We start from the raw sequence: 20,250 nt of genomic DNA, 5'->3' as shown, positions 1-20,250 counted from the left end.
CCCAATGGCTGCCGCATCTGAGTGCGGTTGCTTAGCTGCTGCATACCGTAGGCCACAGCCGGACCAATACGCAACAACAAATTCATTATTGTGAATTTTTGCATTTTGTGCGCCAGACCCCTAGTCTGCGGATCCATTATTGCGCTCCTGAATCATCCGCGCATGATAGCGCTGGAAATCCTCTCCGTTATCAAGCGCATAGCGCTTTTCATTGACCCATGTAAACATGTCCAGCGTGGTTCCCGCGCCAAAGGCGCCCGGCATCATCGCCACCGCCGCTTCGGGAGCTGTGACGTTTTCGCTCACCTCCTCCGGCAGGAACAGAATCGTCGGCGTGAACAGCACGCCCCATTTGCGCGCCATCTCTTTTTCCGGCAGCGCCGCGCCGTCAAAGTCAGTGACCTCCACATCGCCATAGAGGTTCAGCTGCACGACAAAGAAATTCTCCTCAATGTACCGGCTGATTTCCGGCCGGGGAAAGGTCTCCTCATGCATCTTGGTGCAATAGATACAGCCGCGCTGTTCAAAGATCAGCGCCAGCCGTTTACCCTCGCCATTGGCCTCTTCCAGATCCTCGCGCAGGTCTTTGAAGGTCTCCCGCATCCAGGCTGTCTTGTGCAGCCCGTCATCCCCCAGTTCTGCCGCCGGCAGCGGGGCAGCCAGGGGCACGGCCAGCACCGCCACCATTAACACTTTCGCAAGGCTTCTCAGCATGTTGGCCTCCACATTTCATTTATCCGATTGAGCTGAACCCCGGCACCCAGCGGATCATCGCCTCGGCGATCAGCCGCACACCGCCGGTAGCAATCAGCACCGCAAACAGCACCAGCATCGCGCCCATGCCCTTCTCGACCCAGGCAAAGGCCGCGCGGTGCCGCGCCACCCACCCCAGGAAAGGCCCGGCAAACAGCGCCGCCACCACAAAAGGCGCCGTCATCCCCAGCCCGTAGACCAGCAACAGCACTCCGCCCCGCCAGATGTCCCCCATGCCCGAGGCGATCATCAGGATCGACGCCAGCGCAGGCCCCACGCAGGGCGTCCAGCCAAAGCCAAAGGCCAGCCCCGTCAGATAGGCCCCCAGCACTGTCGAAGGCTCCGCGCGGCTCTCCATGCGCGCCTCGCGGTACAGCAGCGGGATTTTCACAACACCCAGGAAATGCAGCCCGAACAGCAGCAGCAGCGCCGCCGCACCATAGGACAGCACCTCCAGATACTGGCCGAACAGCTGCCCCAGCGCTGTCGCTCCCATGCCCATCAGCATGAACACCGTGGTCACCCCGGCGGCAAAACAGCAGGCCGACACCAGCAGCCGCCGCTGCGCGCCCGCGGCAATCGCCCCGTCGCCGCGCAGCTCTGCCATCGACAGCCCGCCCATGTATGACAGGTAAAACGGCACCATCGGCAGAATACAGGGGCTGAAAAAGCTCAGCAAACCTGCGAACAAGGCGCCAAACAGGGTAATTTCCAGCATGTCCCCCCCAGCTGGCCCACGCGAACGTTATCCGGGCCCGGCTTGTGTCATTCACATATTCGAATTACGTTGTATCAGGTAAAGCCGTCAACAGGTGGAATGACACATATGCACGCAATCCGGCAACTGGCTGCCGCCGCAGCCCTGACCCTGACTGCTCTGCCCGCCTGGGCGGCGGAACTGGTGATGGTCGAACAGGCAGGATGCGAATGGTGCGCCCGCTGGAATGAGGAGATCGCGCCGATATACCCCAAGACGGCCGAGGGCAAACACGCCCCGCTGCGCCGGGTCGACCTGCGCGCCTTGCCCGATGATCTGCTGGTCGCGCGCCGGGTCATGTTCACCCCCACCTTCCTGGTGGTCGAGGACGGCAAGGAACAGGCCCGGCTCGAAGGCTACCCCGGCGAAGATTTCTTTTGGCCTTTGCTGGCAGATTTGCTAACCGCCCATACAGGGTTTGTTGATAATACGCACACTCAAGGCGGCAGCTGACCGCCTCGGCAGAACAAACCGGTCTGGGCAAGAAAAGAAGAGAGCGGCGCCCGTGCGCCGCCCAGGAGACGGCAGATGGCACTACCGCAGTTTTCCGCGGACATGGATCCGGCAGAAATGGACAAGATGGTCGAAAACGCGACCAAGGCCTCCAATTTCCTCAAGGCGATCAGCCACGAGGGCCGTTTGATGATCCTCTGCCACCTGGTTTCGGGCGAGAAATCAGTTACTGAGCTGGAGGAGCTTTTGTCCGCCCGCCAGGCCGCCGTCTCACAGCAGCTTTCCCGCCTGCGGCTCGAAGGGCTGGTCATTCCCCGCCGCGAGGGCAAGGCGATCTACTACCGTCTGGCAGACGACAAACCCCGCCGGATGCTGGAAACGGTCTATGACCTGTTCTGCAACGACGGCAGCTGAACCTTTTTGAATGTTTGACCTCCTGACAGAACATCAGATAGCCGCCTGTTTCGGGCTGCTGGGCGGTGTTCTGCTGGGGCTCGCCGCGCGGCTGGGGCGGTTTTGCACATTGGGCGCTATCGAAGACCTGCTCTACGGCGGCTCCTCTCTGCGGATGCGGATGTGGGGCGTGGCCATCGGCGTGGCCGTCACCGCCAGCTTCGCGCTAGTCGGCCTGGGGCTGGTGGATGCCAGCCAGTCTTTCTATCTCTCGATCCGCTGGATGCCCGCCGCGTCCATCCTGGGCGGGCTGATGTTCGGCTACGGCATGGCGCTCAGCGGCAACTGCGGCTACGGCGCCATTGCCCGCCTCGGCGGCGGCGACCTGCGCAGCTTTGTGATTGTGCTGGTGATGGGCGTCTCCACCTATGTGGTGCTGGCAGGCCCCCTCGCCCCCTTGCGGAACTATTTCTTCGAACAGCAGGACGTCACCACCGACATCCCGCCGGGACTGGCCCATTACGCCACTGCCTGGAGCGGCCTGCCGCTGGCCGCCATCGGCGTCACTGCCGGCGTTCTGATCCTGATCGCCGCGCTGGCCAGCGCAGAAATCCGCAGGGACAGACAGGCCCTGTTCTGGTCGGCCATCGTAGGGCTTGCCGTCACCTCCGGCTGGGCCGGCACCACTTACGTCAACGCCGAAGGGTTCGAGGCGCTGCCGGTGGTCTCGCACTCCTTCTCCGCCCCCCTGGGTGAGACCATCCTCTGGACCATGACCGGCTCTTTGCGTCCGCTGTCCTTTGCCGTCGGCTCCATCGCCGGGGTCTGGACCGGCGCCTTCACCGGCTCGCTGATCAAGGGGCATTTCCGCTGGGAGGCCTGCGAGGACCCGCGCGAACTGCGCCGCCAGATCATCGGCGCCGCGATCATGGGCGCCGGCGCGGTGATTGCCATGGGCTGCACCGTCGGCCAGGGCCTCAGTGCCTTTTCTCTGCTTGCAGTCTCTGCCCCCGTTACCATGCTGGCAATCTTCGCCGGCGCCGCCATCGGCCTGCGCCAGTTGATTGAGGGCTTCCGCCCGGCGGAGTAACCAGCAGACTTCAGCGGACGCAAGCCGGGTGGCCCGGCGGCAGGAAAATTCTGGCATCCCGCGCACTTTTCACTAGGGTTGCGAATTAGTTACTCGCCGCTCTTAACTTTGCGGGCAACGCTGCCCCCGACTTAGCCAGGCCAATCCCCGCACCGGAGACCGCTTTGACCTCGAACCGCAAACAGATCATTAGAGACCTGCGAACCGGCAACAAGGCCGAAGCCTTTGAGGCCGCAGACGACATCCCGGTCAATCCCAACGCGGACAGAGCCATCGGCGGGATCATCGCCGCCCGCTACAACCGCCGGGGCGTTCTGACCGGGCTGCTGGGCACCTCTGCTGCGGCAGCCCTGTTCGGCGCCTCTCCCCTGGCCGCAACTCTGGCCGCACCGCGCCCGGCCGGCGCCGCGGCCGCCCAAAGCCGCTATGTTTTTGACGAGCTGGATTGGGGCGTTGACGAAGCCCATCATGTCGCCGGCGGCTATGACGCAGACATCCTCCTGCGCTGGGGCGACCCGGTCCTCCCCGGGGCGCCGGCGTTCGACGTAAGGAACCAGAGCGCCGCGGCCCAGCTGCAGCAGTTCGGTTATAACAACGACTATGTGGGTTTCCTGCCCCTGAACGCCGAAGGCACCCGCGGCCTGTTATGCGTGAACCACGAATACACCAATGAAGAGGTCATGTTCCCCGGCCTCGGCCGCCAGGACATGGCGGGATTTGCCGGAATGACCCGGGAGCTGGCCGAGATCGAAATGGCCGCCCACGGCGGTTCCGTGGTCGAGATCACCCGGAACCCGGACGGCAAATGGGCAGTTGTGCGGAACGGCAAGCTGAATCGCCGCATCTCGCCGCTGGACACGGTGATGGCTGTTGATGGCCCCGCTGCAGGCCACCCGCGGATGCAGACCAGCGCCGACCCCGGCGGACATGAGGTCATCGGCACCCTGAACAATTGCGCCGGCGGCATGACCCCATGGGGCACCTGGCTGATGGCAGAGGAGAACTTCCACGGATACTTCTGGACAGACCGGCTGGACGCCGAAGGCGAACCGGATCTGTCCGGCCAGGCTGAAGCCGCACAGATGGCCCGCTATAATATTCCTTCAATGTGGTACGCCTGGGGCAAATACCACCAGCGTTTCAACATCGACAAAGTCCCCAATGAGGTCAACCGCTTCGGCTGGGTGATTGAGGTCGATCCCATGGACCCGCTCTCGGTCCCGGTCAAGCGCACTGCCCTCGGCCGCTTCGCGCATGAGGGTGCGGAGACTACGGTGTCTAAGACGGGGCATCTGGTTGTCTATATGGGCGACGATGCCCGGTTCGAATACGTCTACAAATTTGTGTCAGCCGGCGTGGTGACAGAGGACCCGGCCGCCAACGCAGGCCTGCTGCGCGACGGCACGCTTTTTGCAGCCCGCTTCAACAGCGACGGCAGCCACGACTGGCTGCCGCTGGTGCATGGCCAGGGTCCGCTCACGGCGGAAAACGGCTTTGCCAGCCAGGCGGATGTGCTGATTGACGCCCGCCTGGCCGCCGATGCGCTTGGGGCAACCCCAATGGACCGCCCCGAAGACCTCTCGCCGCGCGGCGACGGCACCGCCTATGTGATGCTCACCAACAACTCCAAACGGCGTGCGGGCCAGACCGACGCCGCCAACCCCCGGGCCAGGTCGGACTTCGGCCATATCATCGAACTCAAGGAAGACAGCGGCGACCATGCTGCCCGCCAAGGCCGCTGGTCCATCCTGGTGCAATGCGGCGACCCCGAAGTCGCCGCCGTGGGGGCCCGATGGAACCCGGAAACCTCGGAAAACGGCTGGTTCAGCTCTCCCGATAATTGCACTATCGACGCCGCGGGCCGTCTGTGGGTCGCCACCGATCAGGGCCGCAAGTGGGACAAGACTGGCAAAGCCGACGGACTCTACGGCATGGAAACCGAAGGCGCCCTGCGCGGCCACTCCAAGCTTTTCTTCCGTTGCCCTGTGGGCGCAGAGCTTTGCGGTCCGTATTTCACCCCGGACAATGAAACCCTGTTCCTCGCGGTGCAGCACCCCGGCACCGACGGCACCACAAGCCTGAAGGGGTTCGAACGCGCCTCCACCTTCGAGGACCCCGCCACCCGCTGGCCGGATTTCGATCCTGCGTTGCCGCCGCGTCCTGCGGTGGTGGCAGTGACGAAACAGGGCGGCGGCAAAATCGCAGCCCGCTCCTGAAATCCGCTGCAACCAAGCGGAGCGCGCCCCGTCCGGGCCGCGCGCAGGTTTCAGCCCTGCCGGGCAGCCTGCCGCCTGCCGCACGCAATTGTGAGCCGCCGTCCTGCCGCTTTGCCGTAGATGTTGAACCATGTCCGACGGAGACGCCCATGCCATTCAAACGCCTGACAGCCGCCTTAGTCCTCGCAGCCTCAGCCGCCTCAGCGGGCAGCATTGCAGCGCGGGACGGCTGGGCCGTGCATGAAACGGAAAAACCGTTTGAGCAGCTGATCGCCGATGTCAAAGCCGCCGCCAAGGCCGAAGGCCTGGGCGTCGTCACTCAGGCAGGCCCCACCGGCGCTGCCGCCGCCCGCGGCATCACCATCCCCGGCAACCGTGTAATCGGTCTCTTTAACAACGACTTCGCGGTGAAGATCCTGGCGCTGTCCACCGCGGCGATGATCGAGGCTCCGGTGCGCATGTATGTGACTGAGGAACAAGACGGCAGCGCCACGCTGTCCTACAAGCTGCCCTCCCATGTCTTTGCGCCCTACGCAGATGAAGGCGGTCCTGAACTGGCTGACCTTGCAGGCCTGCTCGACCGCCGCTTCGCGCAGATCGCTCGGCGGGCGCAAGAATAGCAGGCCCCGCCCAAACCCTTGGCTTCATTCTGGTCAGCCATACCCCCGCCACAGGCTAGGCGAATGAAATGCGCCAAATTCCGCCGCAGCATTTCTCACACTGGCGTGAGCGGGCTTGCACGCGCGCGCAGCCTCGGCAATCTGGCGGCAAATCAACGGATTGGACGGACAAGATGACAGAGACCCTTCGCGCGGCAGATGTACTGGCCCGGCGGCTATACGAGGCAGGCTGCCGGCATGCCTTCGGAATGCCCGGCGGCGAGGTTCTGACCCTGGTGGATGCCCTGACCAAGGCGGGCATCACGTTCCACCTGGCCAAGCATGAAAACTGCGCAGGGTTCATCGGCGAAGGCGTGCACCATGCTGACGGCGCGCCGGTTATTCTGGTCGCAACCCTCGGCCCCGGCGCGCTGAATGGCATCAACGTGGTCGCCAATGCCCACCAGGACCGGGTACCGATGCTGGTGCTGACTGGCTGCGTCGACGCCGCCGAGGAGCAGAGCTATACCCACCAGGTGCTCGACCACCGTGCGGTGTTCACCCCGATCACCAAGGCCACCTTCCGGCTGGATGCAGAAGCCGCGGATCTGATCGCCGACAAGGCGGTTGCCATCGCGACCGAACCGCGCAATGGACCGGTGCATATTGACGTGCCGATCTCCACTGCAGATGCGCCGGCCAGGGAGCGTGGCGTCCGCCGTGCGCCTGCAAGCGCCAGCGCGCCAAGCGGTAAGGCACTGGCGCAGGCGCGCTCATGGCTGGCTGCCTCCGCGCAACCGGTGGCGGTGATCGGCCTCGATGCGCTGCAGGAAAATGCTGGCAGCGCCATCCGCGCCTTTGTTGAGAAACACCAGATCCCTTTCGTCACCAGCTACAAGGCCAAGGGCATCATCCCCGAAAACCACCCCTTATGCCTTGGCGGCGCAGGCCTGTCGCCTCTGGCCGACAAGCACCTGCTGCCCTTGGTGCAGGAGGCCGATCTGGTGCTCTCTATCGGCTATGACCCGATCGAGATGCGCCCGGGCTGGCGCAATGTCTGGGACGTGAAGACGCAGAACGTCATCGACATCGCACCCGAAGCCAATACCCACTACATGCATCAGGCGGGGTTGAACTTCCTGACCGCCATTGCACCGACACTGGACGCTCTCTCTGCTGGCACGGCGCCGCGCGAAACTTGGACCAATGGCCGCCCGGCGCAAGTGAAGTCCGCACTCGCAGAAGCCTTCCCGCAGGATGACGATTGGGGCCCGGCTGGCGTCATCGCCGAATGCCGCGCCACCCTGCCCCCGGAAACCCTCGCCACCGCCGACAGCGGCGCCCACCGGATCCTGCTGAGCCAGATGTGGGACTGTTCCGAGCCGCGCGGACTGATCCAGTCCTCGGCGCTGTGCACCATGGGATGTGCGGTGCCGATGGCGATCGGGCGCAAGCTGGCGCAGCCGGAGCGGCCCGTGGTCAGCTTCTCGGGTGATGCCGGCTTCCTGATGGTGGCGGGCGAGTTGTCCACCGCCGCCGAACTGGGCGTGGCACCCATATTCGTGGTCTTCGCCGATGCCAGTCTCGCCCTGATCGAACTCAAGCAGCGCCAGCGCCAGCTGTCCAACGGCGGCGTCGACTTTGCCGAGCATGACTTTGCCGCCATGGGCCGGGCGTTCGGCGGCAATGGGGTGACTGTCACCAGCCGCAGCAAACTGCGCGCCGCCCTGCAGAATGCAATGGCAGCGGAAAAATTCACCGTCATTTCAGCAGTGATCGACCGCGGAGGCTACGATGGCCGGATCTGATCTTCTCCCCCATGGCGCGCTGCAGGGCGTCAAGGTTCTGGACCTTTCGCGCATCCTGGCCGGCCCGACCTGCACCCAGCTTTTGGGCGATCTCGGCGCCACGGTGATCAAAGTGGAAAACCCCAAGACCGGCGGCGATGACACCCGCCAATGGGGGCCGCCCTATGTGGTGGATGCCGAAGGGCAGCAATCCGATCTCTCGGCCTATTTCATGTCGGCCAACCGCAACAAACGCTCGGTTGCCATCGACATCGCGACAGAAGACGGCCAGCAGGCCATCCGCCGCCTGGCGGCAGAGGCTGACATTCTGATCGAGAATTTCAAACCCGGCGGGCTGGCGAAATACGGGCTGGACTATGCCAGCCTCAAGGATGATCTGCCGGGCCTGATCTACTGCTCGATCTCCGGCTATGGCCAGACCGGCCCCAACAGCCACAAGCCCGGCTATGACATCATGGCGCAGGGCTTTGGCGGCATCATGTCGCTGACCGGCGAACCCGACGGCCAGCCGATGAAGGCAGGCGTCGGCATTGCTGACGTCATGTGCGGCATGTATGCCTGCATCGGAATCCTCAGCGCCCTGCATCACCGCGAGAAAACCGGCGAAGGCCAGCAGATCGACCTCGCCCTGGTCGACGCACAGATCGCCTGGCTGATCAACGAAGGCGTGGCTTATCTGAACACCGGCAACATCCCCAAACGCCGCGGCAATGAGCACCCCAGCATCATGCCCTATGGCGTTTATGAGACCTCCGAAGGCCATGTGATCCTGGCGGTGGGCAACGACAGCCAGTTCCAGCGCTTTATGGAGTTCCTGAAACTCGAAGGCCTCGCCGAAGATCCCCGCTTTGCCACCAACCCGGCCCGTCTGCAGAACCGCGACGCGCTGAACGCCGTCCTCATCCCCACCGTGCAGCGCTATACGACGGATGAGGTGCTGGCGGCGATGGAGGCCCGCAAGGTGCCCGCCGGGCCGGTGCAGAACCTGGAAACTCTGTTTGCCACCGGTCAGGTCGCAGCCCGCGAGATGTCCATTCCGATGGAAACCGCGGCAGGCCCGGTGAAACTGCTGGGCAATCCGCTGAATTTCTCCCGCACGCCTGTAACATACCGGCACGCCCCGCCCCGCTGCGGCGAAGGAACGGAAGAGATTCTGGGCGCGGATGCCCCGTTCGAGACCGGCTAAGCCCCCAAAACACGGCAGTTTTCCGCCAAGTGTTACAGTTTCCGGCAAATCACCGCCAAACCGGCGGTGGTTTCGCCGCCCCTTAACCATTCCTGTTGCAGGAATTTCGACGGAAATCTTACACATCCGGCGAAATTTACAGCCAAACACACACAGGCCATCACCAAAGCGCGAGCGGGGTTCGCCGGCACCAATCTGATGATCTAATCTTCAGCAGGACACGGAAACCGCTTTTCAATTCGAGAACAAAGATTGGACTCCCATGACGCATGATATCTTCGGCCAAGACAGCAGCCTGACCGATGCAGCAGCCCTGCAGGATTGGAATGCCGTGCAGCTGGGAGTTCTGGCCCATGCAGCCGTGACCGCCGACCACCTCGGCGCGGTGCTGGCGGCGGCGCCGGAGTTTGCCCTGGCCCATGCGATCAAGGGGCTGTCGCTCTTGATGCTGGGCCGCCGGGAGCTGCTGCCCACCGCGCAGGACGCGCTGCGCGATGCCAAGGCGTTCTACGAAGGTGCCCTGCCGCGCGAGCGCAAATATGTTGACGCGCTGGAAAACTGGCTTGCGGGCCGCCCCAGCCTGGCGATCCGCCGGATGGAGGAAGTTCTGGACGTCTTCCCGCAGGACACGCTGGCCATGAAACTCAGCCATGGCATCCGTTTCATCATGGGCGACCCTGAGGGCATGCGCGCTTCGATCGAACGGGTGATGCCGGCCTATGCGCCGAACCACGCGGGCCGCGGCTACCTGCTGGGCTGCCACTCCTTTGCACTGGAGGAAACCGGCGATTACGAACGCGCCGCCAATGCCGGCCGCCAAGCGCTGTGGATGGCACCGGATGATGCCTGGGGCCTGCACGCCGTGGCGCATGTGCACGACATGACCGGCAATGCAAAATCAGGGCTTGAGTGGCTGCATGGCCGCGAAGAAGCCTGGGCCCATTGCAACAACTTCCGTTACCACGTCTGGTGGCACAAGGCGCTCATGCACCTGGACCTGGGCCAGATGGACGAGGCCGTCGCGCTTTATGATACTGAGGTGCGCAAAGACAAAACCGACGACTACCGCGACATCTCCAACGCCACCTCGCTCTTGGTCCGGCTGGAGCTGGAGGGCGTCGAAGTGGGCAACCGCTGGGAGGAGCTGTCGGACCTCTGCGCCAACCGGACCGAGGACGGCAGCCTGATCTTTGCCGATCTTCATTACCTCCTGGCCCTGACCGGCCACCGCAAGGAAGACGCCCACAAGATGGTGCAGCGCATCCATGCCGACGCCGAAAAGGGCGGCTCGGAAGCCTGCGAGCGCATGGGCACCCCCGGCTGCGCCGCCGCCGATGGGCTGGAGGCCTTTGGTGAAGGCAACTACAAATCCGCGTTCACCCATCTGTCCGCCGCCCGCAGCAGCATGCAGCTGGCCGGCGGCAGCCACGCCCAACGCGATGTTTTTGAACGCATTACCATTGATGCGGGCCTGCGTGCAGGACAGCTTGACGCGGTCGAGGCAATCCTGGATGACCGCCGCAGCAAACGCGGCGGCGCCGAGGACAATTACGCCCTGGCCCGCCGCACTCTGATCGCCGAAGCGCGGGACACCTCCGGCGCTGCCAGCGTTCCCGCCGAATAAGACCTCAAGGACGACCACTCACATGTCCAGCGTTGCGCCCTTCCCCGGGCAACAGACAGACCAAGGCGCCGCCAACCGGGCCGCGCCGCCGCCGCAATCGGCGCAGCCGCGCGTGCGCGACCCGCGGCTCGACTTCTACCGCGGCATTGCCATGTTCATTATCCTGATTGCCCATATCCCGGGCAACCGCTGGACCGGCTGGATCCCCGCGCGTTTCGGGTTCTCCGACGCAACCGAGATCTTTGTGTTTTGCTCGGGCATGGCCTCGGCGATTGCGTTTGGCGGCTCCTTTGCCCGCCGCGGCTGGTGGCTGGGCACTGCCCGGGTGCTGTTCCGCTGCTGGCAGGTGTTCTGGGCCCATATCGGGCTGTTTGTCTTCATCGCCGTTTCGATGGCGGCCATCGACCTCTATGGCGGGTTTGAGAAGAGCTATGTGAACTCGCTGAACCTCGGCCATTTCTTCAAGGATCCGATGACCCAGCTGGTGGGGCTGTTCACCCTCACCTATGTGCCGAATTACTTTGACATCCTGCCGATGTACCTAGTTGTGCTGATGCTGATGCCCTTGATGATGGGGCTGGAAAAGGCGGGCCTTTGGGCTGTCGGCATGGCCTCTGTGCTGATCTGGCTGACCGCCAACCCCTATATCATCGGCCTTGGCCCCGACGGGTTGTCGCTGCCTGCCGAGCCATGGTCGGAGCGCGAGTGGTTCTTCAACCCCTTCGGCTGGCAGCTTTTGTTCTTCACCGGCTTTGCCTTCATGAAGGGCTGGCTGCCGAAACCGCCGGTCTCCAAGACGTTGATCGTGCTTGCCGCCGCGTTCCTGATCCTGTCGGCGCCTTATGGCTCCTGGAAGGTTTTCACCTGGGTCAAGGCCGCCAGCCCCGAACTTGCCGACCTGATCAAGCCGGGCCGCGATGCCATTGGCGAGTGGCGCGAAAAGACCGACTTCGGCCTGCTGCGCTACACCCACTTCCTGGCGCTGGCTTATCTCGGCTGGGTGGCAGCCGGCGAGGGCGGCAAACGGCTGATCGCGTCGGGCTCCTCCACCGCGGCGCGCATCTGGGAAGTGCTGCTGAAAATCATCACCAAAGTCGGCCAGCAATCGCTTGCGGTGTTCGTTTTCTCAATGGCGCTGGCCCGGTTCATCGGCTTTGCGCTTGACCAGACCGACCGCGCGGTTATGACCACGGCATTCGCAAATCTGTTTGGATTTTTCTTAATCATTGGTTGCGCTTATGGCGCCGCCTGGTTCAAGTCTCAGCCCTGGAGAGCCAAGAAATGAGCTCTTTTACCCGCCGTAGCTTCCTGGCCGCTGCCCTGGGCAGCACCGCCCTGTCCGCACTGCCTGGGATGGCCAGTGAAGCCATGCCGTTTTCCCGCAGCCTGGTGATCGAAAAGGCCCGCGCGCTTGCTGCCAAACCCTATGCCGAACGCCCGGCGGTGCCGCAGGACTGGCTGGATCAGTCCTACGACGACTACAAGGCCCGCTGGTTCCGCACCAAAGACGCCCTGTGGTCCAAGACGGACCGCAGCTATAACGTCGACTTCTTCCTGCCGGGCCTCTACTTCCCGCGCGCGATCCAGATCAACACGGTGACGGACGGCATGGCCGAACATGTCCCGTTTGACATCAACCTGTTCGACAAGAACGAAAAGGCACCGGACCTCACCACCGACGGCCACCTGGGCTATTCCGGCCTGCGCCTGCGCACCGATCTGGATGACCCTACCAAGAAGACCGAGTTCTGTGTGTTCCAGGGCGCCAGCTATTTCCGTGCTATCGGCATCGGCAACGCCTATGGGCAATCGGCCCGCGGCCTGGCCCTCAGGACTGCCGACCCCGAAGGCGAGGAGTTTCCGGAGTTCATCGAATTCTGGCTGGAGGCCCCCGCCCCCGGCCAGCGCCACATGGTGGTTCATGCGCTGATGGATTCGCCCTCGGTCACTGGCGCCTACAGTTTCTCCGTCACCCCCGGCAGCAGCACGGTGATGGATGTGGAGGCCACCCTCTTCGCGCGCGAGGAACTGCCCCACGCAGGCCTGGCGCCGCTTACCTCGATGTTCCTGTTTGACGCCACCAACCGCCACCGTTTCGACGATTTCCGCCCTGCAGTGCATGACACCGACGGCCTCCTGGTTCTCAATGGCAATGGCGAAACCCTGTGGCGGCCGCTGGCCAACCCGAAACGCCTGCAGGTGTCCTCCTTCGTGGACGACAACCCGCGCGGCTTCGGCCTGATGCAGCGTTCGCGCAAACTGTCGGACTTCAACGACCTCGAAGCCTTCTATCACAACCGCCCCTGCCTCTGGGTGGAACCCAAGGAAGACTGGGGCAAAGGGGCCGTCACCCTGGTGGAAATCCCGGCGGACAAGGAAATCTACGACAACATCGTCGCCTACTGGCGCCCGCGCGAACCCTATGCCGCCGGGTCGGAGATCAGCCTGAACTACCGCCTCACCTGGGGCGAGGAGCCGGTGCTGCCGATGCCGCGCGTGATCGACACCGCCGAGGGCGAGCGGATCTTCGGCGGCGCAGGCCGGATCATCACCATCGACTTTGACGCGCATCCGCTGTTCGAAGACGGCCCCGACGCTCTTGACGTCCACATCCACTCTCCCCATGTGGCGACAACCGATGGCGTGCTGCAGCGCAATCCGGAAACCGGCGGCCTGCGGCTTGCCTTCTATTTCGATCCCGGCGACCGGGATCACGTTGAACTTCGCGCCCAGCTCAGGAAGGATGGCAGCCCCGCTTCCGAGGTCTGGCTTTACAGGTGGACCGCATGACTGCATGTGATCTGATGCCCCCGGAACAGCCTCTGGCAATGCCGGAACAGGACTTCAGCAAGGACTTCCGCGATGCAGAGGCCCCCGGCGGCGCCGCACCGCGCCAGGTGGCGCTGTGGCGCCTGCTGGCGTTTTCGCCCGCGATGGCCGCAACCGGTGTTCTCACCTGGGTGATGGGCGGCTGGTTCACCGATGGCGGTTTCTCAGTGCTGGAGATGATCCTGCTGGCGCTGATTGCCTTCAACTTCTTCTGGATCGCCTTCACCGTCTCTACCGTGCTGCTGGGCCTTTACGGCCTGTCGCGCCGCGAGCGCACCGCTGCCCGCGGCGCTGCCCGCCCGATGAAGGTGGCGCTCCTGATGCCGGTCTACAACGAGGTGCCCTGGTACGTGCTGGGTAACGCCCAGACCATGCTGCAGGAACTTCACGGCCGCGGCGGGCTGCATGAATACGCGATGTTCATCCTCTCGGACACCCGTGACGATGCCATTGCCGCGCAGGAGCGCGCCAGCGTCGAGGCGCTGCGCAGCATGCTGCCCGAAGGCACCGAGCTTTACTACCGCCGCCGCGCCGACAATGAGGGCCGCAAGGTTGGCAATATCGCCGACTGGGTGCGCCGCTGGGGCGCGGGGTATGCGGCGATGCTGGTGCTGGACGCCGACAGCCTGATGACCGGCCGCGCCATTGCCCGGCTGGCCGATGCGCTGGCCCGCGATCCCGGCGCCGGCCTGATCCAGAGCTACCCGCAACTGATCGGCGCGCAATCGGTCTTTGGCCGGATGCAGCAGTTCGCCAATGGCGTCTACGGCCTCGCCCTGGCCGAGGGCCTGGCCCGCTGGGCCGGCCACGAGGGCAACTATTGGGGCCATAACGCCATCATCCGCACCCGCGCCTTTGCCGCCTGTGCGGGCCTGCCACTCTTGCGCTCGCGCTTCGGCGGCGGCGAAAAGCTGATCATGAGCCATGATTTCGTCGAGGCAGGCCTGTTGCGCCGGGCCGGCTGGTCGGTGCGCTTCCTGCCCCGCATCCGCGGCTCTTACGAGGAAACCCCCGCCACCCTGATCGACCACATCCTGCGCGACCGCCGCTGGTGCCAGGGTAACCTGCAGCACCTCAATCTGCTGCACGCCAAGGGCTTCCGCGCGATCTCCCGCTTCCACCTGTTTGCCGGTGCGATCGGCTACCTGATGGCGCCGGTCTGGTTTGCGCTGCTGGTGCTCTGGGCCGTGATCGGCCGCAGCGAGGAAGCCTCGGTGATCAGCTACTTCAGCGAGGCCAATCCCTTCCGCCCCAGCTGGCCCGACATGTCCGAGCCCAAGCATGTGCTGGTGATCATCCTGATCTACGCCATGCTGCTGGCGCCCAAGATGCTGGCCGCGGCGGCACTGCCGCTGACCGGCAGCCGGTTTTCCGAATACGGCGGCCCGGTGCATTTCGTGCTGTCCTTCCTGTCCGAGGTGCTACTGGCCATCCTCTACGCCCCGATCCTGATGGTGCAGCAGATGATCGCGGTGTTCCGCACCGCCCTTGGCCTGCAGCGCGGCTGGGCACCGCAGGCGCGTGACGGCGGCAGTTATTCCTTGCGCACCCTTGTGACCTGCCACGCGCTGGAAACCGTCAGCGGCGTTGCGCTCTGGGCCGGGATCCTGACCAGCACCGTCTCGCTGTGGCTGGCGCCTATCGCGCTATCATTGGTGCTGGCGGTGCCGCTCTCGGCGCTCTCCGGCGTTAAGACGGTAAACCGTATCCGCCACTGGATGGCCACGCGCGAGGAGTTCACCGAACCCCAGATCACCCGCGCCGCCCGTGCCGCCCGCGCCGACTTGAAGGCGCTGCTCGACGGCAGCACGCCCCGCGGCACCCCTGCAGAATAAGGCGAGAACTCCCGCGCCCGCAGGATGCCCCGGCTGCGCCGGGGACACCCTTGGCGGCCTTGGGCCCTGCGCCGCGCGGCGCGGCTGCGGCACAGGCAATTCGCTGCCTTTGAACCTATCCCTGCGCGGTAAGGAGCGACCGCAGCGCGCCCATGGGCGCGCTGCCCGGCCCAACGCCTTGGCGCGCAAATCTCCGATTTTCGGGCCTAGGGGGCGGGAGCCCCTGCCCGCGCCCGGTCCTGTGCCGTCCGCCTCAGCGCACGGCGGGCTGATCCTCAAACCAATCCGCCATCAGCCCGGCCCAGGCCTTGGGAACCGAATGGCCGCCGTCAAACAGCACCAGCCCGACCTCCGCACCCGGCCCGCAGTCCCAGCTGCGGCGCAGCAGGCCCGCTGCACTCCACGCCCTGTCCGGCGCGTGGGAGGCACAGCCATTGGCGTCGCGCCAGACCTCCAGCGCCGCAAAAACATCGCCCTGCTGCCAGCGCCCGCCGCCCAGGATCCGCCCCTCCAGCGGCACCACCTCGTCGCGCCAGCCATGCACCTGCAGCAGCCGCACCGGCCCCTCGCAGCGCTCCGGCTGCGGCCGCCAAAATGCACCTGAAACCGGCGCATAAGCCGCAAAAGCTGCCGGATCACGGCAGGCCAGATAATGCACCATGAAGGCGCCCGCGGAAAAACCGGCCAGAACGGTCTGCGATTGCGAGGTGCCAAACCGCGCGTTGGCATCCGCCAGCACCGAGGCAAAAAATGCCCCCTCGTCCCGCCCTTCGTCAAAGGGGCCGAACCCCCAGTTCTGCGGCCCAGTGCCATCGCGCTTACGCCCCTCTGGCGCAATCACCGCATAGCCGCGCGCCGTCAGCCCCTCCACCAGCGCCCGGTTGCGCAGCACGCTGCGGCCGCTGCCGCCATAGCCGTGCAGAAACATCACCACAGGCGCCGCCTCTGCCGCGTCCCGGTCCGGCAGCACGATATGGTACTGGCCGGCCTCTACGCTGCAAGCCCCGGGCTCTGCCCCGCAACCCGCTGCAGCGGTACTGCCCCATGTTGCGGCCAGCACTGCCGCCGCCACACCTGATATCACTGCCTTCATCATCCCTCCCACCGTGCGACCGGCAAATTGCCTGCAATCCATCCCGGCCCCGCAGCGGATCCCAGCATCCCCTCCGGCACGTCGATTACATTCGTGTAACCGGCCTCGGCCAGCGCCAGGGTCAGCCGGGCGGACCGCACCCCGCGCGCGCAGATCAGCGCCACCGGCGCAGCAGGGTCCGGCCCCGCCACCGCCTGCAGCGCCTGCAGAAAATCCTCGCGCCGCATGTCAATCTGATGGCTGCCCACCGGCACGCCTGAGGCCCGCCATTCCTGCGGTGTACGGATATCCACCAGGGTAATCTCCCCCGCCTGCACCTGTGCAAATGCCTGGGCCGCACTCAGCCGCGGCTGGCCATAGGCAGGCGGCTGACGGCGCTGCCACCAGTATCCCGCTGCCGCCGCTGCCGCCACGCCGCCCAGCAGCATCAGCCGCCGCGTCACTTTTGGGTTTTCCGAATATGCCACCGGCATCTCTCCTCCACTGCCGCTGCGCCGCCTGCCCCGCCGCGGGAGCTTTCCCCTGCTCTAGCAGGCCGCGGCCCGGCAATCACCAGAAACAGGATGATTCCGTCGGTCAAGTTCTTGTTATTGCGCGTCTGCTGCCCAATTATGCCCGTAACGAGCGTATTCAATCCGCTTCCGGCTGCGGCAATATTACCGCATTCGGGGCGGCGGGGGTGGTTCTGAGCAAGAAAATTGCTTAGCACTGGCCTAAAAACGACGCGCCAACCCGACAGGAGACTTGCACGTGTCCCTTTTCCTGATTGCGGCCCTGCCCTTTATCGGAGCCGTCTTTCCCGCGCTATTGATCCGCGCCGGACGCAATGCGGCTGCCTCTGCCGCCGGGCTGACCACGCTGCTCGCCTTCATCGGGCTGATGCTGCACATCCCTGCCGTGTTCCGCGGCGAGACCGTGTTTGCCGCCGTGGACTGGCTTCCGGCCCTTGGCCTCAATGCGCATTTCTTCCTCGACGGGCTGGGCTTCCTGTTTGCGGCAATGATCCTGGGCATCGGCCTCCTGATCATCCTCTATGCCCGCTACTACCTGTCGCGCGAAGACCCGATGGGCCAGTTCTACAGCTATCTGCTGCTGTTCCAGGGCGCGATGGTTGGCATTGTTCTCTCGGACAACATACTGCTTCTACTGGTGTTCTGGGAGCTTACCTCGCTCAGCTCCTTCCTGCTGATCGGCTATTGGAAGCACCTGCCCGAAGGCCGCCAGGGCGCGCGCATGGCGCTGACTGTCACCGGCTCCGGCGGGCTGGCGATGATTGCGGGGATGCTGCTCCTGGGCCATATCGCAGGCTCTTACGACCTCAGCGTGATCCTGCAGAACAAGGAAGCGATCCAATCCTCGGATCTCTACCTGCCTGCGCTGATCCTGATCCTGCTGGGGGCCTTCACCAAATCGGCGCAGTTCCCGTTCCACTTCTGGCTGCCGCACGCGATGGCGGCGCCGACCCCGGTCTCGGCCTATCTGCACTCCGCCACCATGGTGAAAGCCGGGCTGTTCCTGATGGCCCGCCTCTGGCCGGTGCTGGCAGGCACGCCGGAGTGGTTCTATATCGTGGCCACCACGGGCCTTGTCACAATGCTGCTGGGCGCAGTGATTGCGCTGTTCAAGGATGACCTCAAGGCGCTCTTGGCGTTTTCCACCGTCAGCCACCTGGGCCTGATTACCATGCTGCTTGGCTTTGGCACCAAGATCGCCGCGGTGGCAGCCGTCTTCCACATCATCAACCATGCCACATTCAAGGCCGCCCTGTTCATGACCGCGGGCATTGTCGACCACGAGGCCGGCACCCGCGACATCAAACGCCTTGGCGGCTTGCGCCACCTGATGCCCGTCACCTTTACAATCGGTACAGTTGCGGCGCTGTCGATGGCCGGCATCCCGCCCCTCAACGGCTTCCTCTCCAAGGAAATGATGCTGGAAGAAACCGCCCACACCCTCTGGAACGGCTCGCACCTGATCGTGCCCGCGCTGGCCACCGTGGCGGCGCTGTTCTCGGCGGCCTATTCCTTCCGCTTCATCGCGCATGTCTTCCTCGGCCCCAAACGCAACGACTACCCCGGCCACCCCCATGACCCCAACACCGGCATGTGGATCGGCCCGGCCTTCCTGGTGCTGCTTGTGGTTCTGATCGGCCTTGCCTCGGCCAAGATCGCAGGTCCCATGGTCGCCACAGCCGCCACCGCCGTCATTGGCGGAGAAAAACTGCCCTATTACTCTCTCAAGCTTTGGCACGGGCTGACCCCGGCCCTCTACATGTCCATTGCCGCCGTTGCGGGCGGTGCAGTTCTGCTGGCGCTGCATGCCCCCCTTCAGCGCATCTGGAACGCCATGCCGCGGCCCGAGGCCAAGACCATCTTCGAGGCGCTCATCACCGCCTTCACCCGTCTCAGCCAATTCGTGACCGAAGGGCTGCATAACGGCGTCCTCACCCGCTACGCGGCGATCATGGTCTCCTTCACCGTCGCCATCGGCTATTTCGCCTACCGCGGCGGCACCCTGGGTGCTGAAACCCGTCAGATCCAGGATCCCGGCGCCCTGCCCATCACCGGCTGGTTTGCACTGGTGGTGGCAACCCTCTTTATCGTCGCCAAGCACCGCAACCGTCTGCTGTCGCTGGTGCTCATCGGCGTGGTGGGCCTGGTGGTTTCCCTCTCGTTCAACTACCTCTCTGCGCCGGACCTGGCGCTGACCCAGATCTCGGTTGAGGTGGTCACCATCATCCTGATGCTGCTGGCCTTGAACTTCATGCCCAAGGAAACCCCGGTTGAAACCCCGGCCCTCACCCGCATCCGCGACGGTGCAATTGCGGTGGTGGCGGGCCTTGGGGCAGGCGGGCTGATCTATGCGCTCTTGATGCGCGACTTCGCCTTCCCGACCATCTCGGATTTCCACCTCGCCAATTCCTACAAGGGCGGCGGCGGCACCAATGTGGTGAACGTGATCCTCGTCGACTTCCGCGGCTATGACACCTTTGGCGAGATCATCGTGCTGGGCATCGCCGCCATGGTGATCTTTGCCCTGACTGAGGCGGTGCTCGGCTCCAAGGTCCGCGCCTATCTTCTGAACCGCAAGCCGGACCTGCCGCAGGCCGGCGACGCCCACCCGCTGATGATGGTGGTGGCAACCCGGGTGATGATGCCTCTGGCGCTGATGGTGGCGGCCTATATCTTCTTCCGCGGCCACAATCTGCCGGGCGGCGAATTCATTGCCGGCCTGGTCGCCGCCATCGCCATCATCATGCAGTACATGGCCTCCGGTTTTGCCTGGGCAGCCGAGCGGCAGCGCTACCCCTATCACGCCATCATCGGCTCCGGCGTGCTGATCGCCGCCGCCACCGGCATGGGTGCCTGGTTCAACGGCAAGCCCTTCCTGACCAGCGATTTCGGCTACCTGCACTGGCCGCCGCTGGAGGAGTTCGAATGGGCCACCGCCGCACTCTTTGACCTCGGCGTCTTCCTGGCCGTTGTCGGCGCGGTGCTCTTGGCACTCGAAAGCCTGTCGCGCTTTGCCTGGCAGCCGGGGATGAGCACGGAACACGCAATGGACATCAACCCGGCACGCGACGAAGCGGCCAAGACCGGGACGGAGGGATAACC

16 protein-coding genes are annotated in these 20,250 nt (G+C 64.6%); 12 read left to right on the top strand and 4 right to left on the bottom strand.

All coding sequences use genetic code 11. From position 1 onward, the window contains the following. Window positions 1–120: 120 nt before the first annotated feature. Entirely contained in the window at window positions 121–714 is a 594-nt protein-coding gene (locus ACXAEK_RS13775) for a thioredoxin family protein (protein WP_475042703.1), read from the bottom strand. A 19-nt stretch (window positions 715–733) separates the two neighbouring features. Then, entirely contained in the window at window positions 734–1,471 is a 738-nt protein-coding gene (locus tag ACXAEK_RS13770; RefSeq protein WP_475042702.1) for a cytochrome c biogenesis CcdA family protein, read from the bottom strand. A gap of 108 nt (window positions 1,472–1,579) precedes the next feature. Here ACXAEK_RS13770 and ACXAEK_RS13765 point away from each other — a divergent pair, with 108 nt between their 5' ends. The 11 genes from ACXAEK_RS13765 to mdoH all read left to right on the top strand — a co-directional run bounded on the left by ACXAEK_RS13765 (window position 1,580) and on the right by mdoH (window position 15,543). After that, entirely contained in the window at window positions 1,580–1,963 is a 384-nt protein-coding gene (locus ACXAEK_RS13765; protein ID WP_475045279.1) for a hypothetical protein, read from the top strand. Between the two features lie 75 nt (window positions 1,964–2,038). Next, a complete protein-coding gene (locus ACXAEK_RS13760; RefSeq protein WP_475031116.1) occupies window positions 2,039–2,377 on the top strand; it encodes an ArsR/SmtB family transcription factor in 339 nt (112 codons plus the stop codon). 10 nt (window positions 2,378–2,387) lie between these two features. Continuing rightward, on the top strand, window positions 2,388–3,446 hold the full coding sequence (locus ACXAEK_RS13755; RefSeq protein ID WP_475042701.1) for a YeeE/YedE family protein: 1,059 nt from the start codon (window positions 2,388–2,390) through the stop codon (window positions 3,444–3,446). 188 nt (window positions 3,447–3,634) lie between these two features. After that, window positions 3,635–5,662: a PhoX family protein gene (locus ACXAEK_RS13750; protein WP_475045278.1), complete on the top strand. Its 2,028-nt coding sequence runs from the start codon at window positions 3,635–3,637 to the stop codon at window positions 5,660–5,662. A gap of 149 nt (window positions 5,663–5,811) precedes the next feature. Then, complete coding sequence (locus tag ACXAEK_RS13745; protein WP_475042700.1) at window positions 5,812–6,282, top strand: DUF302 domain-containing protein; 471 nt, start codon at window positions 5,812–5,814, stop codon at window positions 6,280–6,282. Window positions 6,283–6,455: 173 nt separating this feature from the next. Further along, a complete protein-coding gene (locus ACXAEK_RS13740) occupies window positions 6,456–8,069 on the top strand; it encodes a thiamine pyrophosphate-binding protein (RefSeq protein WP_475042698.1) in 1,614 nt (537 codons plus the stop codon). Beyond that, window positions 8,056–9,255: a CaiB/BaiF CoA transferase family protein gene (locus ACXAEK_RS13735; RefSeq protein ID WP_475042696.1), complete on the top strand. Its 1,200-nt coding sequence runs from the start codon at window positions 8,056–8,058 to the stop codon at window positions 9,253–9,255. Before ACXAEK_RS13740 ends, ACXAEK_RS13735 begins: the two co-directional genes overlap by 14 nt. Window positions 9,256–9,517: 262 nt before the next feature. Continuing rightward, on the top strand, window positions 9,518–10,879 hold the full coding sequence (locus ACXAEK_RS13730) for a tetratricopeptide repeat protein (protein ID WP_475042695.1): 1,362 nt from the start codon (window positions 9,518–9,520) through the stop codon (window positions 10,877–10,879). Between the two features lie 22 nt (window positions 10,880–10,901). Next, window positions 10,902–12,164: an OpgC family protein gene (locus ACXAEK_RS13725; RefSeq protein ID WP_475042694.1), complete on the top strand. Its 1,263-nt coding sequence runs from the start codon at window positions 10,902–10,904 to the stop codon at window positions 12,162–12,164. Continuing rightward, the gene (locus ACXAEK_RS13720; RefSeq protein WP_475042693.1) at window positions 12,161–13,669 is read left to right on the top strand and encodes an OpgD/OpgG family glucan biosynthesis protein; all 1,509 of its coding nucleotides are present in this window, start codon (window positions 12,161–12,163) and stop codon (window positions 13,667–13,669) included. Before ACXAEK_RS13725 ends, ACXAEK_RS13720 begins: the two co-directional genes overlap by 4 nt. After that, window positions 13,666–15,543 carry a glucans biosynthesis glucosyltransferase MdoH gene (gene mdoH / locus ACXAEK_RS13715; protein WP_475042692.1) on the top strand — a complete coding sequence of 626 codons (1,878 nt, stop codon included), beginning with the start codon at window positions 13,666–13,668 and terminating at the stop codon, window positions 15,541–15,543. Before ACXAEK_RS13720 ends, mdoH begins: the two co-directional genes overlap by 4 nt. A 253-nt stretch (window positions 15,544–15,796) precedes the next feature. Here the strand turns inward: mdoH and ACXAEK_RS13710 are convergent, their stop codons facing one another. Beyond that, window positions 15,797–16,636, bottom strand: a complete 840-nt coding sequence (locus ACXAEK_RS13710) for a CE1 family esterase (RefSeq protein ID WP_475042690.1) — start codon at window positions 16,634–16,636, stop codon at window positions 15,797–15,799. Continuing rightward, a complete protein-coding gene (locus ACXAEK_RS13705) occupies window positions 16,636–17,109 on the bottom strand; it encodes a rhodanese-like domain-containing protein (protein ID WP_475042689.1) in 474 nt (157 codons plus the stop codon). The genes ACXAEK_RS13710 and ACXAEK_RS13705 overlap by 1 nt, the downstream gene beginning before the upstream one ends. A gap of 277 nt (window positions 17,110–17,386) precedes the next feature. Here ACXAEK_RS13705 and ACXAEK_RS13700 point away from each other — a divergent pair, with 277 nt between their 5' ends. Then, window positions 17,387–20,248 (top strand): monovalent cation/H+ antiporter subunit A, encoded by a 2,862-nt coding sequence (locus ACXAEK_RS13700; RefSeq protein WP_475042688.1) that lies wholly within the window; start codon window positions 17,387–17,389, stop codon window positions 20,246–20,248. Window positions 20,249–20,250 lie beyond the last annotated feature (2 nt).

The sequence above is a fragment of the Leisingera sp. ABM4_101 genome (assembly GCF_056158725.1).
The sequence above is the reverse complement of the archived record's forward strand: the minus strand, read 5'-3'. Positions and strand labels throughout refer to the sequence as shown.